Raw genomic sequence first — 16,265 nt, 5'->3', positions numbered from 1 at the left:
TCATGGTACGCAGACTGGCCTTTTTTGTTTCCCGTTCCCGCAGGCTCAGCCGTGGCCTGCGGCTGCTGGAGGTCGGAAAGGCCCCGCAGGCCTTCTCCCTGTTTGCGAAGCTGGCCAATGCCGGGATGCCGGAGGCCGCCTACAGGGTCGGGCAGTGCTATCTTTCCGGCCAGGGGACGGCCGCCTCGCTGGAGGAAGGGGCACGTTGGACCTATCGTGCGGCGGAGGCAGGCATCCCGGAGGCCAGCTTCACCTTGGCGACGCTGTTCGCCATGGGAGTGCCGGAAGGGTTCGACCCGTCCCTGTCTGTGGCAGGTGGTGCGGGGCTGTATGACCATGCCCGGGCCGAGGCCGTTGACACCTATCAGCCGGACTTTGTCCAGGCCCGCTTCTGGGCGGAGAAGAGTGCCACGGCCGGGCATGTCGAGGCGCAGGCCCTGCTGGGGCATATCTTCAATCACGGGCCGGAAGGGATTCAGGACAGGCAGGCCGCTCGCCACTGGTACGGGGAATCCGTCCGTGGCGGTTCCATGCAGGGTGCCCTTGGTCTGGGGCTGATTCTGCTGGATGATGCCGAGGATGAGAGCCAGCAGGCCCAGGCCGTGGAGCTGCTCCAGCGTGCGGCGGATGAAGGTGATCTGGGGCTGGCCAGTGCCGCCATGGGCTGGATTTACGAGCATGGGGCCAGTGGCCAGGGCCGTGATGCGTACAGGGCGGCGGCCTATTATCTGAAGGCCGCAGAACAGGACATTCCCTCCGCTCAGGCCCGTTACGGGCTCATGCTCCTGAAGGGCGTCGGGGTGGAGGAGGCCAACGCCATACGGGCCGAAAGCTGGCTGCGCAAGGCGGCCTATGGCGGCGATGCCGAGGCGGCGGCCCTGCTGGGGGACCTGTATATCCGTGGTGAGGAGCTGTTCCGCCGCCCGATGGAGGCCGCCCGCTGGTACGAGTTTGCGGCGGAGCAGCAGCACACGCCAGCCGCCCGTGCCCTTGCCGTCCTGTATCTGACAGGCACGGGCGTGCCACGGGACGAGCGCAAGGCGGCGTTCTGGTTCAATCATGCGGCGATGCTGGGTGACCATCTGGCCGATGCGGACCTTGGCAATCTGGTCCTTGCCGGTGTGGCCCGCCCGGATGAGGAGCAGCGCAGCCTTCAGCAGCGGCTCAGGCGGCAGGCCGAGGGCGGGAATCCGCTCGGGGCGTTCAATCTGGGAGTTTGCCTGGCGCAGGGCGTCGGGGGAGTGCCGGATGAGGCGAAGGCGTTCTACTGGCTTGGTCTGGCCCGGGATGGTGTCGTGAATGCCCAGTACTGGTATGGCCGCATGCTGTTCGAAGGACGTGGGGTAGCCCAGGACATGCAGGCCGGCCTGACATGGATGGACAAGGCCGCCCGCAAGGGGCTGCCGGAAGCCTGCGTCAGCGTGGCCCAGATGCTCGTGACGGGTCAGGTGGATGGCGTGAAGGATCATGCCCGGGCACTGGAACTCTACCAGACGGCGGCTGACGAGGGGCTGACGGAGGCCTATTTCTCACTCGGGGCCATGTATGGTGGGGGCCACGACATACAGCCGGACCTGCCGAAGGCCCGTGACTATTTCGAGGAGGCGGCACAGCGTGGTCATGGCCTGTCCCAGATGATGTTCGGCCGCTACCTGCTCAAGGGGCTGGGAGGCCCCCGGGACGAGGAACAGGCCCGGTACTGGCTCCAGCAGGCGGCGGATCAGGATGTGGAGCAGGCGCAGGAGCTGCTGGACGGTTTTTCCGGAATGTCATCCCATGAGCGGCAGGAGGGTGAAACCGGCTCGTGAGACGGCAGGCCAGCTTCATTCCGGGATATGGCCGTTTCTATCGTCCGCAGGAGGAAGCCCGCTGGAAAATCCGGCACATGGAAACCATCCGGGAGGCTTTCGATCAGGGAATGGCCTGTCTGAAACAGGGCAGGCGGACGGATGGCCTGTTCTGGCTCAGGCGGGCCGAGGCCCTTTCGGGGCGTGATGACAACATCAGTTTCATCTGTGCCGTGACCCTTCTGGAAGAGGGCGATGTCCAGCAGGCCCTGCCCCGACTGGATGCGCTCTGGGCGCAGCATGGTGTCCGGGAGGCGGGGCTGGCTCTTGCGGGAGGCTATTTCCGTGGAGGGCGGACGGCGGAGGCTCTTCACGTCATGGGGCAGGTCATGTCCCGTAACAGTCTGGCGGTGGACCATCATGCGCTGGCGGACAGCCTGTCCTTTCCGGCCGGAGTGCCGGGATGGGTGGTTCTTTCCAATAGTGGAGAGCTTTGGCTGCGGACGGGCGGGCAGGTGGAGCTGGCTCTGGATGGCAGGCCGCTGGGCCGCCTGACGGCGGGGCTGTATGACATGGCCGAGCTGGTTCCGGCTGAAGTCGGTCCCTGGTGGCGGGGACAGCGGCTGACGGCGACCTGTGATGGCCAGTCCCTGCTGGGCAGCCCTGTCGACATTCAGAGCGTGATACGGTGCCAGTCTCTGGTGACGGCCGAGGAACAGGGCGTGCGGGGCTGGCTGTGGTATCCTGGGGAGCCGGATTTTCTCTCGTCCCTGTGGGTGGAAGGGCATGAGGCTCCTCTGAAGGTTGACACGCCCGCCGAAGGTTTCAGCAGCACGGCCCTTCTGCAACGTCCCCGTGGTTTCTTCCTGCCCCATGCGGACTGGCCCCGGTTCATGAGCCTGCCAACCCGTCTGCATGACCAGTATGGGCGTCTGCTCATGGGGGCTCCTCTTGACCCTGCGCTCGTGAACCTGATGCGGCTGCCGGAAGCGGCAGGCAGCGGGCGGAAGGGCTGGACACGACAGGGCTGTCGTGCGGCGGTGCGGCGGGCAGGGAGTGAAGTCATTACAGTACGGCCAGCATCCGGCTGCGCCATCATCATCCCGGTCTATCGGGGCGAGGATGTGGTGAGGGCCTGTCTGGACAGTGTCATGGCCACCGTTCCGGCTGCCTGCCGCATCATCGTCGTGGATGATGCGTCGCCCGAGAGGGGACTGCGGGACCATCTTGATGATTTGGCCAGAGCGGGGCGCATCGAACTGCACCGCCACGGAGAAAATGGCGGCTTTGTCGCCAGCATCACCACGGGGCTGGCCCATGTTCCTCTAGGGTGGGATGTCATCCTGCTGAATAGTGACACGCTGGTGTTCGGTGACTGGGTGGACCGCATGTGCCGCTGGCTGCGCCGTGAGAAGGTCGGAACGGTCACGCCCTTTTCCAATGCCGGAGGGCTGACGGCCTATCCGTCCCGCAATCGTGACAATCCTGCCCCGGCTCAGGTGGAAGCCGAGGCTCTGGACGGGCTGTTCCGGAGCCAGGCGGAGGGCCTCATGCCGGAAGTCACGCTGCCCACGGCCAACGGGTTCTGCATGGGCATATCGGCCGCCTGTCTGGCAGAGATGGGGGGACTGAACAGGGCCTTCTTTGCCCAGGGTTATGCGGAGGAGAACGAGTTCTGCCTCAGGGCCAGCGAGGCCGGTTTCCGTCATCTTGTGGCCCTGGATGTCTATGTCCTGCATCATGGACACTGTTCTTTCGGGGCGGAGGCTTCTCCTCTTCTGCTCCGCAATCTCGACATACTGAACCGCCTGTATCCCGGGTATGATGCTGCCATCCGGCAGTGGAAGAAGGTGAATCCCCTGCGGGCATATCGCAGGAGGCTGGACTGGCAGCGGCTGGGGCGTCACCGGGAGGGCTTTTCCGGGGCTGTGGTCCTGTTCCAGCATCGGGGCGGGGGCGGCGTGGCCCGTGCCGTGAAGGAACAGGCGGCCCGGCTGGGGCAGGAGAACTGCCTGTCCCTCATTCTGGAACCCACAGAGAAGGGATGCAGGGTCGTCAGCCCCGTCGAGGGACTGGCCGTGCCCAACATGATCTTCGATCTGCCCGATGAGAGGCCACTCCTGCTGGCCTTTCTGAAGGAGATGGGCGTGAGGCTGGTCGTCTGGCACCACATGCTGGGTCATGAACCCGGCCTGCGTGAGCTGCACCGTCAGCTGGGCGTGCCGTATGACATTCATGTGCATGATCACATCTGGTTCTGCCCCCGCATTGCGCTGCTGGATGAGCATGGCCGCTATTGTGGGGAACCTCCCCTGCGGGGATGTGAGGCCTGTGTGGCCCGGGGAAACGCACCTGCTGATGAAGGTCTGTCCCTGCCCGATTTTCTGGCCCGTTCGGCTGCGGAGCTGGGACAGGCCCGCCGTGTCATTGCGCCTTCGCAGGATGCCGCCCGTCGGCTGGAACGTCACATGCCGGGGCTGCCGCCGGTTGGGATCGAACCGCTTGAAGATGACCGGCAGATCAGGGCGGGGCCGCCACCCGTAAGGGGTGACAGGCCACCGACACGGGAGCGGCCGCTGAAGGTGGTGGTGCTGGGCGGGATCAGCCGCTGGAAAGGCTATGACGTCTTTCTGTCACTGGGAAGGCACGTCCAGCAGGAAGCCCTGCCCCTGCGCCTGATCCTGATGGGCGGCACGCATGATGATGCCGCCTGTCTTGATGCTGGCATAGAGGTGACGGGTCCTTATGATGACCGGAACGTGCTTCCCGCACTCCGGGCCATGCAGGCTGATGTCGGATTTGTGTCATCCATAGCTCCCGAGACATGGTGCTATACGCTGGGTTGGCTGTGGCGGGCACGGCTGGCCGTGGTCGGGTTCGACATAGGGGCTTCTGCGGAGCGCATCCGGCAGGCGGGGCCGGACTGGGGGCAGCTCGTGCCGCTGGGCCTGCCCGTCGAACGGCTGGCCGATATTTTCATGAGCATGAAATGCCGCAGCTGATGATGGCCAAAAAGTGCCGGATCGATGTTTTGCAGGGCGTTGCAAAATAATATATGATTACAAAGACGTTTTAAGCATTTCTGTGCATAAGTGTTCTGCCCTTATGCGGGAATATGGCCACCGGAGATACCATGCCAGACACAGACAAGGAACAGCCCCGTCATCCTATTGTAGACCTGAAGGCAGGTGCTCACGTGATGACGCTGGACGCCGGTGTCTTCTGTGTGTTCCATGCGCCCGGGCAGACGGAGGCAGGACCGAGCGGTCTGCCGGGCGTGCGTATCTCCCGGGCACCGGGTGTTCCTGAAGATGCTGTCGAGGTTGTCACCTTCGAGGCAGATGGCTGGATGGGTGCGGCCAACAGTGCAGCCCTGATCCGGGTCCGGCGTGGTCCTGCCGGCGTGATGGTGACGACCTATCAGGACCCGGCCGATACCGGGAGTGACTCGCCCCGCCTTCAGGTGATCCGTCTCATCGGTGGCGTGCTGGTGGATCAGCCTTCGGAAGAGGCCGTGGAGGAAGAGGTGGCCAAGGTCAGTGCGGAGGCACCGCAGAAGACCGGCGGAGCGACCAAGGCGTCCGTCTCCGGTGCCATCGGCAGTGAGGCGGTCCGGGAGGTGGTCGTCCATGTCCAGCGTCGGGGTGATGTCGGTGGTGCCGTCGGTGAGTGGGTCGGCCAGTCGGGCAGCAAACGCTGGATCGAAGGTTTCGCCATCCGGCCTGAGGGCAGCATTCTGGCAAAGGACATCGAATATCAGGCGGTTCTTGGCCGTGGCTGGCTGTCGCCCTGGTCCGAGGGGGGGCAGTTCTGCGGGTCACGGGGCATGTCCCTGCCGATCCTGGGGCTGCGGGTCCGCCTGAAGGGTGGCCTGTCTCCCAAATGGAAGGTGCGGCTGACGGCGACCTTCACGGATGGCACGAAGGTCGGCCCGCTGGATGGAGGTGATGACGTTCTCCAGGCCGAGAGTCTCGCTCCTCTGGAAAGTTTCCGGCTTGAGTTTGTCCCCGTGAAAGGGCAGGGAAAGGCAGCAGCTGCGGCCGGTGTCGTCGGGCGCAGCAAGTAAAGGGTGCGGAGGGTAGGACCGTAAGGCGGGGATGTCCTGACAGGGTGTCATAGCCGCAGGCTGGCCGGGGGAAGTGGTGCGTTTTCTTTTTGTTCATCAGAGTTTCCCGGCGCAGTACGCCCACATGGTGGCCCATCTTGCCAGCAGGCCGGAGCATGATGTCGTTTTCATCACGGCGGGCAAGGGGGAGGACATTCCCGGTGTCCGTCGTGTCATGTACCGCCCCCCGGAGCTGAAGCGGGATGGTGCCCACCATTTCGTCAGGGAGTTTGACCATGCCATCCACAGGGCGGAGGCCATTGCGTCCGTGGCACGGTCCCTGAAGAATCTGGGTTTCCAGCCGGATATCATCATCGGGCATCATGGCTGGGGTGAGCTGCTGAATCTGGATTCTGTGTTCCCTGGCGTGCCCCTTCTGGGCTATTTCGAATTCTATTATGGGCTGGAAGGACGGGACATAGGGTTTGACCCGGAGTTCCCCATGCCGGAAGAGGTCAGCCTGCTGATCCGCTGCAAGAATGCCGTCAATCTTCAGGCTCTGGAAGGCCCCGGCCTGGGGCAGACGCCCACCCGCTTCCAGCGGGACACTTATCCCCGCTGGGCACGGGAGAAGCTGACCCTGCTGGATGAAGGGGTCGATCTGGAGCAGTACCGTCCGGACCCGTCCATACGGCAGCGGCCCTTCCAGCTCGGGGACATCACCATTGCCTCCTATGAGAAGCTGGTGACCTATGCCGCCCGCAATCTGGAGCCGTACCGGGGATTTCACAGCCTGATGCGTGCCCTGCCGGCCCTGATGAAGGCCCGGCCGGACTGTCAGGTCATCCTCATGGGGCAGGAGGATGTGAGCTACGGGCTTCCCCCCGCCGGGGGAGGAACCTGGCGGCAGACCATGCTGAAGGAACTGAAGGGAAAGCTTGATCTCTCCCGCATCCATTTCGTCGGCTGGCTGGAGCGTGAGCAGATGGTTCGGGTTCTGCAACGGTCCGATGCCCATATCTATCTGACCTATCCGTTTGTCCTGTCATGGTCACTGAGGGAGGCCATGGCGGTCGGCTGCCCGCTGGTGGCCAGCGACACGGCACCGGTGCAGGAATATCTCACCCATGAGGAAACGGCCCTCATGGTGCCGTTCCTGAAACCGGAGGCAATTGGTGAGGCCGTGCTGCGCCTGCTGGAGAGCCGGAGCCTGGCCGAACGGTTGAGCCATAATGTGCGGCAGCGTGCAGAAAAGTTGTTGGATATGAAGCAGTATCTCGCCCAGTATGAGGCGTTGGTATGCAGGATGACAGGTCGGGAGGTGTTATAAAAATGCCAGAGATGGACAGAGCTGCCTTGCAGCAGCTGGTGGCAGGCTGGATTGTCAAGAAGTCTCCTTCTTCTGCGCCACAGAGACTGACGGAAGAGGACTGCACCCAGCTTGCGGAGGCTGCCCGGCGGAGCTGGCGTGCCATGCGGGCCGCCGATGGCGGCGGTGCCGACAGGAATGCCCTGCGGGACCTGACGGGCGAATGGATTGCCCAGCGTGAGCGGGGTGGTGTACCGGGACGCCTGCTGGAAGATGATCTTCAGGCCATCATGAACAGTTTGAGGCTTGATGATGTCGAGCCGGTCCCGCAGGTTGAGCCTGAACAGCCTGAACAGCCTGAACAGCCTGAACAGCCTGAACAGCCTGAACAGCCTGAACAGCCTGAACAGCCTGAACAGGCCATTTTCCCGTCTTTCCCGGCGGACGTGAAGGTCGAAGACTGGCGGGCCGATTACATGCCGGCTGATGAAGTGGCCGGCAATGACGTTCTGGCGGACGGGCGGCTGGTGAAGGATGTCCTGAAGGAAGACCCCTTCTATTTTGCCCGCCTTCATCTGGCCCTGTCCCTCTGAGGGAACAGATGGCCGAAAGGTCATGAAAAAAGGGCGTGCTCCTCATGGGGGCACGCCCTTTCTGCGTGAAGGGGGACAGGCCCCCTTCATGCGGTCTCAGCGAGGACCGGCTTCAGCCTGGAGGTGGGCCTCAAGGAACCAGAGGTTCTTGTCCAGACCACGGGAGATCTCGGTGAAGATGTCGGACGTGTCCTCATCGCCAGCCTCGGCCGTCACCTTGATGGCTTCCCGCACCTTGTTGGCCACGACGCCATAACGCTCTGCCAGAGCCTTCACATGGTCGGCCACGGTGTAGATGTCCGTGGGGTACGGGGCGCAGTTCGTGTGCTTCTGCACGTTCTGCACGGTGCCGAGGGCGACACCGCCCAGCTGCACAGCACGCTCGGCGGCCGTGTCGACAAAACCGTCCAGACCGCTGCGGAAACCGTCCAGCATCTCGTGGACGCCGATGAAGTTGACACCCTTGAGGTTCCAGTGGGCCTGCTTGGTCACCAGAGCCAGGTCGATCAGGTCAGCCAGACGGGCGTTCAGTGTCTCGATGGAGACGGCCTTCGTGTTGTCTGGCGTGTTGTTGCTTGTGTGATAATGATTGATCTTGCTCATCATGTCATTCCTTCAAGGTCTCTTCCCCCCGCATGGAAGGGAAGGAGTTCAGAAAACCGGACGGGACCCTGCCGTGTTTCCTCACCCCTCAGGACCATAGTTCCTCGGGGCTGCGGAGGTCAAAGAAGGTCCGCAGGTCCTGTCTGAAGTAATGTGGGTATGCCGGATCGTTTTTAAAGAGCGGACTGTCTTTCCAGCGTTCCAGCATGACCTGCCTTTCATGGAAGAGGCGGGCCTCATGTTCCGGCCGGTCGTCACTCCCACGGGAATGGCCCTCGTGATGGACGGCCTCGGCCTCGGCACAGAAGATGATCCGGTGCCCGGATTCACGGATTTTCAGGCAGAGATCGACGTCATTGTAGGCCACGGCCAGCCCGATCTCGTCAAACCCGCCAAGCCCGTCAAAGAGGGAACGGGAGACCAGCATGGCGGCCCCCGTGACGGCCGTCACTTCATGGGTGAGGCGTAGGCGTCCGCCATATCCCGGGGAGGCTGCGGGCTGGAGCCTGTGGAGATGAACGCCGATGGTTTCCGGCCCCACGGCGACGCCCGCATGCTGGATGGTGCTGTTGGGGTAGAGGAGCCGTGCTCCCACCGCTCCGACATCGGGTGATGCCTGCATTTCCTTCACCATCTTCTCAAGGAAATCCGGCTGCGTGATGATGACGTCACTGTTGAGGAAGAGGAGCAGCTCGCTTCCGCTCTGCCGTGCGGCCAGATTGTTGAGCCGGGCATAGTTGAAGGGTTCTTCCACGCACAGGATGCTGACCTGCCCGTTCTGGCCGATCTCTTCCAGCCATGTCAGCGTGTCTCTCTGGACGGAGAAATTGTCCACGAGAATGATGTCGAACTGGCGGTATGTCTGGGAGGCGAGCAGGGACCCGACGCAGGCCCGTGTCATGTCCGGCTGGTCCCGGAAGGGAATGACGATGCTGACGGTGGGCTGATGGCTGAAGGACCAGTCTATGGCCTGGAGGCCCGGCTGGCCGAGTGCGGAGACGGCGGCCTTCATCCCACGCCGCTTCAGATGTTCCGTGACGCAGTCTGCCCCGGCCCTGAGGCCCCGGTCTCCATTGCCGCCGGAGGAGGGAAGTGTCGTCCGCCTGTGATGCAGGATTTCCGGAACATGGAGGATGGCCTCACGAGGGATGATTTCCGTGGTCCGCAGGAGGAAGTCGTGGGTCCAGGAACCGTCATCATAGTTTTCCAGAGGTCCGACCCTGCGGACGGTTTCAGCGTCCATGAAGGTGAGATGGCCGATATAGTTGCAGCCCAGCAGGTAGCGGTAATCGTAGGACGGTCTGAAGGTGGGGTTGAGGAAGCGGCCCGCCGTGTCCACCCTGTCCTCGTCACAGTAGAGCAGTCTGGCTCCGGTTTTCAGGGCGGCCCGGACCATGCGTTCCAGGGCGATGTCCACCAGCACCTCATCAGGGCTGAAGAACATGATGTAACGGCCTGTAGCCTGCCTGATGGCCTCGTCCGTGGCTCCGGAGAGGCCCCGACCCGTCTTCAGGGTGATGGCCCGGACACGCCGGTCCTTGCGGCTGTATTCCTCGATGAGGGCCGTCGTTCGTCGGCATCGGCTGCCGTCATTGACGATGATGAGTTCCCAGTTCTCATGGGTCTGGTTCAGGACGGACTCGATGGCCGTGCGGAAACCGTTCTCATCGGGCCGACATGTCGGGAGGAGGACGGACACGAGGGGCGTTTCCGTCAGCGGGTGGGCTTTCCGCTGGAGGGCTGCCTGTTCGTGCAGGAGTCTGTAATAGTCCTGCGCCCATTGGTCATAATGGTTCAGGTCGAGCCGTCTGCGGGGAATCAGGGACCGGGTACTGTTCCGCAGGGCTGTCAGCTGCTGGTGGAGCTGGGCCATGCCGGTCTCGATCTGCACAAGCCGGGCGGTCAGCAGGTCATCGGCCAGCGAGGTCTTCAGTGGCGTGCCAGAAAGGGGCGTGCCGTCAGGAATAGTTACGGCGGTGATTTCATGCGGCAGGCCGTCGTGGAACCGTCGGGGAATGGGGAACTCGAAGCCGCAGTCGGGATCGCAGTGCAGGGCCTGGGCAACGTCGCTCCGGTAGTGGTTGGCACGGACGGTCCCGAGGGTGACGCCGTCTAGCCTGATGGCGACGGTGACGCCGCCCTTCCACGCCTCGCTGGACGGTGTCCGGGAGACGATCCAGCCCCGGAGGATGCCTTCCTCCGGGCCGTCCACGTAGCTCATGTACTCCGTGTGGGGGGACAGGGTCAGGCTGATGACGTCCCGGCCGTCCAGGCTCTCATCCTCATCCGGAAAGGGCAGGACGCTGCGGTTGTCAAAGCGTATGGAGAAATCATGCGGACGGCCGTCATGTGCCGCCTCCGGCAGGGCGAACCGGAAACCAAGCCTGTCCCCGGGCGTTGAGAGTATCCGGCGGATGTCCTTCCGGGGCAGGTCACAGGGAACCTGCATGATCTCCTGCCCGTCCATCAGCACATGCAGCAGGGCAGGCCGCCCCGGAGCGTGCAGGTCAACGGCCCAGCCGCTCATGATGCCGGTCTGGGTGTCCACGGTTTCGACATGGCCCCGGAACTGGTCTGTGGACAATGATCCCTCCTGAACTGTGGGGGTCTGGCAGGAAATCCGCTTTCATAATTATGAAATAAAACGGGGACGAGCGCACGGGATTTTCTGACGCATCTCTGTCACGGCATGGAGAAGATGGAAAAAATTGGGCGGTTCCGCCCCTAAAGTGAGGTAATCGCTTCTCCTGCCGGTTGTCCTTTGCTGGCAGGGACGGTAATGCACGGAGGCGGAGGCAGCCTGCACGACAGGGTGATGCCCCTGAAGTTGAAACGGCCAAGGCTTCGGACATATGCGCATGACGCCCGTATTGCGTTCATCACACCGTAGAGCAGGGTTTGATACCGTTTTTCATGGGCTGCTCCTTCTGTGCTCGCTGCTCGTGTTGGCCATGCTGGGCGGGCTGATCCTGCTGATGGCCACGGGTGGCTGGCAGGCCTTCACCAGATTTGGTCTTTCATTCTTCACGACGTCGGCCTGGAATCCGGTCAAGGACGTGTACGGGATTCTGGCTCCCCTGCTGGGGACGCTCGTCAGCACGCTCATCGCCATGCTGATCGCCGTGCCGATGGCCTTCGGCACCGCCTTCTGGCTGACCTACATCGCTTCGGGCCGGTTTTCGTCCATCGTCGGGACGACCATACAGCTTCTGGCGGCCGTGCCGTCCATCATTTTCGGCATGTGGGGCTTCCAGACCATCGTGCCTTTCATCGCCCGTGACGTGCAGCCTTTCCTGAACCATCATTTCCGGCATGTGCCCGTTCTGGGGCCGGTTTTTTCCGGGCCTCCTGTCGGGACGGGGCTTGTGACGGCCGGCATCATACTGGCGGTGATGATCGCTCCGTTCATTACCGCCGTGATGGTGGACGTGTTCGGGGCGGTTCCCCCCATGCTGCGGGAGAGTGCCTACGGGCTGGGGGCGACCCGCTGGGAAATGATGCGCAAGATCGTCGTTCCTTGGTCCCGCAATGGCATGATCGGGGCGGTCGTGCTGGGGATGGGACGTGCGCTGGGTGAGACGATGGCCGTGACCTTCATCATCGGCAACGTGACGACCGTGGGCTGGTCCCTCTTCGCACCCCGCAGCACCGTGGCCTCGCTGATCGCCCTCCAGTTCCCGGAAAGCCCGGAAGGCTCCCTGCGTCTCTCCTCGCTCATGGCCCTGGGCTTCATCCTCATGCTCCTTTCCTGTGTCAGCCTCGTGCTGGCACGCTGTCTCAGAGGGAAACGTCAATGACGGTACCAGAAACCTCTCCGGTGGCTTCCAGCAGGACAGGCCGGTCCGTTCCTGACTCGGGGCGGTGGCGGCCGGGGCGCAAGGCCATGCGGCGGCAGATGCTGGACTATCTGGCGACGGGTGTCAGCATTGCGGCGGGCAGCCTCCTGCTGCTGGTTCTGGTCTCCATCCTCTGGACGCTGCTGAGCCGGGGGCTGGTCGGCCTCTCATGGGCGACGCTGACGCACAGGATGGGACCTCCCGGCTCTGGCGGCGGTCTGTCCAATGCCATCGTGGGCAGCCTTCTCCAGACGGGCCTTGCCCTGCTGATGGCGGCTCCGGTCGGGCTGATGTGCGGCATCTACCTGTCCGAGTATGGGCGCAAGGGCAACCATTTTGCCAGTGTCGTGCGTTTCGTGGCGGACATGCTGATGTCAGCTCCGTCCATCCTGATCGGCCTGTTCATCTATCAGCTGCTCGTCGTGCCGTTCGGCCACTTTTCCGGGTTCTCCGGTGCGGTGGCCCTGGCCGTGCTGGCCCTGCCTCTCATCGTGCGTACGACGGAGGACATGCTCCGTCTGGTGCCAACGGCCATGCGGGAGGCGGGGGCGGCCCTGGGGGCGGCCCGCTGGCGGGTCATCCTGTTCCTCTGCCTGCGTTCGGCCCGCAAGGGCGTGACGACCGGCATCCTGCTGGCCCTGGCCCGCATGGGGGGGGAGACGGCTCCGCTGCTGTTCACCTCGCTGGGCAACCAGACCATGTCCACCGACATGACCCGCCCCATGGCCAGCCTGCCCATCGCCATCTACCAGTATGCCGGGGCCTCCTATGAGGACTGGGTGCAGCTGGCCTGGACGGGTGCCCTGCTGGTGACGTTCGGCGTGCTGCTCATTAACATCACCGTGCGGCTTTCATCCCGTCACTGAAATCAAGGGAAGAGACTTTCATGACTTCTGCTTCGATGTCACCCGCCAGTCCGTCAGGCAGGGAGCCTGCACAGGATGTCGCCCTTGCCGTACGGGACCTGAACTTTCACTATGGGACGCACCATGCCCTGCATGGCATTTCGCTGGACTTTCCGGCACGCTGCGTGACGGCCATGATCGGCCCCAGCGGGTGCGGCAAGTCCACCCTGCTGCGGGTCTTCAACAAGATTTACGCCCTTTACCCCGGCCAGCGGGCCACGGGTGAGGTGATGTTTGACGGGCGCAACATCCTTGATGATTCCATCAATCTGGACATGCTGCGCTCCCGCATCGGGATGGTGTTCCAGAAGCCGACGCCGTTCCCCATGTCCATCTATGACAACATCGCCTTCGGCGTGCGCCTGCATGAGAAGCTGAACCGTACGGAGATGGACGAGCGGGTGCAGGACGTGCTGACCCGTGTCGCCCTCTGGAACGAGGTGCGGGACCGGCTGAATGCCCCGGCGACCGGGCTTTCTGGCGGGCAGCAGCAGCGTCTCTGCATTGCCCGCAGCATTGCGACCCGGCCGGAGGTTCTCCTGCTGGATGAGCCGACATCCGCTCTGGACCCGATCTCCACGGCCCGGATCGAGGAGCTGCTGGATGAGCTGAAAGAAGAGTTCACCATCGCAATCGTGACGCATAATATGCAGCAGGCCGCACGCTGTGCCGACCGTGTCGCTTTTTTCTATCTCGGCAGGCTGGTGGAGGTGGATACGGCAGACCGTATCTTCACCAACCCCCGTGAGAAGCAGACACAGGACTACATTACCGGCCGGTTCGGATAAGCGGGAAGAGGAGAGAGATCATGCCACACGAGCGTTCTCATATCGTCTCGAGTTTTGAGCAGGAGCTGGAGCAGCTCCGGGCCATGATGGTGAAGATTGGCCGTATCGTGGAGGAGCAGGTGGGGCTTGCCCTCCGTGCCATCTCCGACCATGACGAGTCCGCCGCCGAAGAGGCCACGAGGCTTGACCCGGAGGTGGACGAGCTGGAGCGGGAGGTCGAGAGTCTGGTCATCCGTCTGCTGGCCCTGCGCAGCCCGATGGGGGCGGACCTGCGGGAGATCGTCGCAGCCCTGAAGATCACGGGGGATCTGGAGCGTATTGGTGACTATGCCGCCTCCATTGCCCGCAAGGCCATCAAGGCGGCATCCGGTGATGGGCAGATTTCCCTGTCCGGCCTGCGGAGCATGGGGCGTCTGGTGAAGGAGAATCTGGGCCGCACGGTGGATGCCGTCATTGCGCACGATGCCAACCAGGCGATGGAGGTCTGGCACGCCGATCGGGGCGTGGACGAGCATTATGTGACCGTGTTCCGTGAGCTGGTCACCTACATGATCGAGGATGCCCGGAACATCCGTGCCTGTACGGAGCTTCTCTTCATTGCCAAGAATCTGGAGCGCATCGGCGACCATGCCACCAATGTGGCCGAGCGTGTCTATTATGCCGTGACGGGTGAGAACCTGCCTACGACACGGCCCCGTGGTGGCAGCCCCACACGCAGTCTTGGATCAGATGAGGATGTCGGCTGACATCGGAGTCAACCTGACATGAAAAACCCCGGCAGACTGCTCTGCCGGGGTTTTTTGTCAGCGTGTGGGGGAGGAGGCTCAGGAGTCTGAATCTCCGTTGCTCCGTTTCAGGAGGAGCCAGCCCCCATAGAAGATCAGGGCCAGCACGGGGATGGACCCGACGGTGATGGTGCCGGATGGATAGTCAAAGGCCATCATGACCAGAACCATCAGCAGGAAGGCCAGTGTCAGCCAGCCCGTATAGGGCGCACCCGGCATGGAGAAGCCCGTGGTGGCGATGCGCCCCCGCTTGATGGCCTTGTGCAGGCGCAGCTGGCAGAGCAGGATGGTCGCCCATGTCCCCAGGATGCCCAGTGACGAGATGCTCAGCACGATCTCGAATATCTGTGTCGGGTAGAGATAGTTCATCAGAACACCGACCAGATAGATGAAGAGCGTGACGCCGATGCCGACATAGGGCACGGCGTTGCGGTTGAGCCTGCTCATGGCCTGCGGGCCGGAGCCGCCAAGGGCCAGGGCACGGAGGATGCGGCCGGTGGAGTACAGGCCGGAGTTCAGGCTGGAGAGGGCGGCCGTCAGCACCACGAAGTTCATGATGCTGTCAGCGGCGGGCAGGCCCAGCTTGTGGAAGAAGGTGACGAACGGGCTTTCCCCGGCATGGTAGGCCGACCACGGCATGAGGCAGACCAGCAGGGCGATGGACCCGACATAGAAGACCACGATGCGCCAGATCACGCTGTTGACGGCACTGGGCACGACCTTGCGGGGCTGCTCGCACTCACCGGCGGCAATGCCGATGAGTTCCGTTGCCGCATAGGCGAAAACCACGCCCTGGATCAGCATGAGGGAGGCGACCATGCCGTGCGGGAAAATGCCGCCAGATTCGGTGATGAGATGGATGCCGGGCGTGTAGCTGCCGACATGGGTTCCGCTCAGCAGGATGTAGCCGCCCACGCCAAGGAAGATGACCAGCGTGAGGACCTTCACCAGCGAGAACCAGAATTCGATCTCACCGAAATAGCGCACCCCGGTGAGGTTGACGGCCCCGACCACGAGCAGTGCACCAAGAGCGATGAGCCACTGGGGAATGTGCCCGAACATCGGCCAGTAATGGACGTAGAGGGCGATGGCCGTGATGTCCACGATGCCCGTCATGGCCCAGTTGAGGAAGAAGAACCAGCCGGCGGCGTAGGCTGCGCCCTCGCCCAGAAACTCCCGCGCATAGGTGACGAAACTGCCGCTGCTGGGGCGGTACATCACCAGCTCGCCCATCGCCCGCAGGATCATGAAGGCACAGAGGCCGCAGATGGCATAGGTGATGGCAAGGGACGGACCGGCGATCTGGAGACGGGACCCTGCCCCCAGGAACAGCCCGGTACCGATGGCCCCGCCAATGGCGATCATCTGTACATGCCTCCGGCTCAGGTCCTTCTGGTAACCTTCGTCGGGGGTGCTGGCGTGTCTGGGGCCGTGCTGGTCGGGGGGGGATGTAGTCATGCGATAGTCCTGCAATGATCAGTCTGGAGGGTCGCAGCCCGGCAGGGAGTACCTTTTCGTTTCCGTCTGGTCTGCCATGTGTTTTAAGAATAGATTCTATAAACAACAGCAGAAGCTTTGCCAATGCGTGGGGCCGGGAAAGCTGTTTTTAATGAT

General features: G+C 63.1%; 12 protein-coding genes. 9 read left to right on the top strand and 3 right to left on the bottom strand.

The window, feature by feature from the left end; genetic code table 11:
* Positions 1–2: 2 nt before the first annotated feature.
* The 5 genes from CPA56_RS08985 (at position 3) to CPA56_RS08965 (ending at position 7,734) form a co-directional block, all read left to right on the top strand.
* The gene (locus tag CPA56_RS08985; protein WP_182041678.1) at positions 3–1,808 is read left to right on the top strand and encodes a tetratricopeptide repeat protein; all 1,806 of its coding nucleotides are present in this window, start codon (positions 3–5) and stop codon (positions 1,806–1,808) included.
* Positions 1,805–4,789: a glycosyltransferase gene (locus tag CPA56_RS08980; RefSeq protein WP_182041677.1), complete on the top strand. Its 2,985-nt coding sequence runs from the start codon at positions 1,805–1,807 to the stop codon at positions 4,787–4,789. The genes CPA56_RS08985 and CPA56_RS08980 overlap by 4 nt, the downstream gene beginning before the upstream one ends.
* A gap of 131 nt (positions 4,790–4,920) precedes the next feature.
* Positions 4,921–5,853, top strand: a complete 933-nt coding sequence (locus CPA56_RS08975) for a hypothetical protein (protein ID WP_182041676.1) — start codon at positions 4,921–4,923, stop codon at positions 5,851–5,853.
* A gap of 76 nt (positions 5,854–5,929) precedes the next feature.
* Positions 5,930–7,162: a glycosyltransferase gene (locus CPA56_RS08970; RefSeq protein WP_182041675.1), complete on the top strand. Its 1,233-nt coding sequence runs from the start codon at positions 5,930–5,932 to the stop codon at positions 7,160–7,162.
* A 2-nt stretch (positions 7,163–7,164) separates the two neighbouring features.
* Positions 7,165–7,734: a hypothetical protein gene (locus tag CPA56_RS08965; protein WP_182041674.1), complete on the top strand. Its 570-nt coding sequence runs from the start codon at positions 7,165–7,167 to the stop codon at positions 7,732–7,734.
* Positions 7,735–7,830: 96 nt separating this feature from the next.
* Here the strand turns inward: CPA56_RS08965 and dps are convergent, their stop codons facing one another.
* On the bottom strand, positions 7,831–8,337 hold the full coding sequence (gene dps, locus CPA56_RS08960) for a DNA starvation/stationary phase protection protein Dps (protein ID WP_407645679.1): 507 nt from the start codon (positions 8,335–8,337) through the stop codon (positions 7,831–7,833).
* Between the two features lie 88 nt (positions 8,338–8,425).
* Positions 8,426–10,921 carry a glycosyltransferase family 2 protein gene (locus CPA56_RS08955; protein WP_229707580.1) on the bottom strand — a complete coding sequence of 832 codons (2,496 nt, stop codon included), beginning with the start codon at positions 10,919–10,921 and terminating at the stop codon, positions 8,426–8,428.
* Between the two features lie 268 nt (positions 10,922–11,189).
* On the opposite strand from CPA56_RS08955, the gene pstC reads away from it, so the two are divergent.
* From pstC to phoU, 4 genes are all read left to right on the top strand, one after another.
* A complete protein-coding gene (gene pstC / locus CPA56_RS08950; RefSeq protein WP_182041672.1) occupies positions 11,190–12,134 on the top strand; it encodes a phosphate ABC transporter permease subunit PstC in 945 nt (314 codons plus the stop codon).
* A gap of 86 nt (positions 12,135–12,220) precedes the next feature.
* Positions 12,221–13,039, top strand: coding sequence for a phosphate ABC transporter permease PstA (pstA, locus tag CPA56_RS08945; protein WP_229707584.1), 819 nt, complete (start codon positions 12,221–12,223; stop codon positions 13,037–13,039).
* A 20-nt stretch (positions 13,040–13,059) separates the two neighbouring features.
* The gene (gene pstB / locus CPA56_RS08940; protein WP_229707579.1) at positions 13,060–13,866 is read left to right on the top strand and encodes a phosphate ABC transporter ATP-binding protein PstB; all 807 of its coding nucleotides are present in this window, start codon (positions 13,060–13,062) and stop codon (positions 13,864–13,866) included.
* Between the two features lie 20 nt (positions 13,867–13,886).
* On the top strand, positions 13,887–14,612 hold the full coding sequence (gene phoU, locus CPA56_RS08935; RefSeq protein ID WP_182041670.1) for a phosphate signaling complex protein PhoU: 726 nt from the start codon (positions 13,887–13,889) through the stop codon (positions 14,610–14,612).
* A 78-nt stretch (positions 14,613–14,690) separates the two neighbouring features.
* On the opposite strand, the gene CPA56_RS08930 is transcribed toward phoU, so the two are convergent.
* Positions 14,691–16,109 carry an amino acid permease gene (locus CPA56_RS08930; RefSeq protein ID WP_182041669.1) on the bottom strand — a complete coding sequence of 473 codons (1,419 nt, stop codon included), beginning with the start codon at positions 16,107–16,109 and terminating at the stop codon, positions 14,691–14,693.
* Positions 16,110–16,265: the final 156 nt, after the last annotated feature.

The organism is Bombella mellum (assembly GCF_014048465.1).
Classification (GTDB): Bacteria; Pseudomonadota; Alphaproteobacteria; order Acetobacterales; family Acetobacteraceae; genus Bombella; species Bombella mellum.
This window is presented reverse-complemented; position numbering and strand designations above follow the sequence as displayed.

Coding starts and splice junctions, on each gene's coding strand:
- dps (WP_407645679.1), bottom strand. CDS start 8,337: ATGAGCAAGATCAATCATTATCACACAAGCAACAACACGCCAGACAAC.
- CPA56_RS08930 (WP_182041669.1), bottom strand. CDS start 16,109: ATGACTACATCCCCCCCCGACCAGCACGGCCCCAGACACGCCAGCACC.
- pstA (WP_229707584.1), top strand. CDS start 12,221: ATGCGGCGGCAGATGCTGGACTATCTGGCGACGGGTGTCAGCATTGCG.
- pstB (WP_229707579.1), top strand. CDS start 13,060: ATGACTTCTGCTTCGATGTCACCCGCCAGTCCGTCAGGCAGGGAGCCT.
- CPA56_RS08975 (WP_182041676.1), top strand. CDS start 4,921: ATGCCAGACACAGACAAGGAACAGCCCCGTCATCCTATTGTAGACCTG.
- CPA56_RS08965 (WP_182041674.1), top strand. CDS start 7,165: ATGCCAGAGATGGACAGAGCTGCCTTGCAGCAGCTGGTGGCAGGCTGG.
- pstC (WP_182041672.1), top strand. CDS start 11,190: ATGCGCATGACGCCCGTATTGCGTTCATCACACCGTAGAGCAGGGTTT.
- CPA56_RS08985 (WP_182041678.1), top strand. CDS start 3: ATGGTACGCAGACTGGCCTTTTTTGTTTCCCGTTCCCGCAGGCTCAGC.
- phoU (WP_182041670.1), top strand. CDS start 13,887: ATGCCACACGAGCGTTCTCATATCGTCTCGAGTTTTGAGCAGGAGCTG.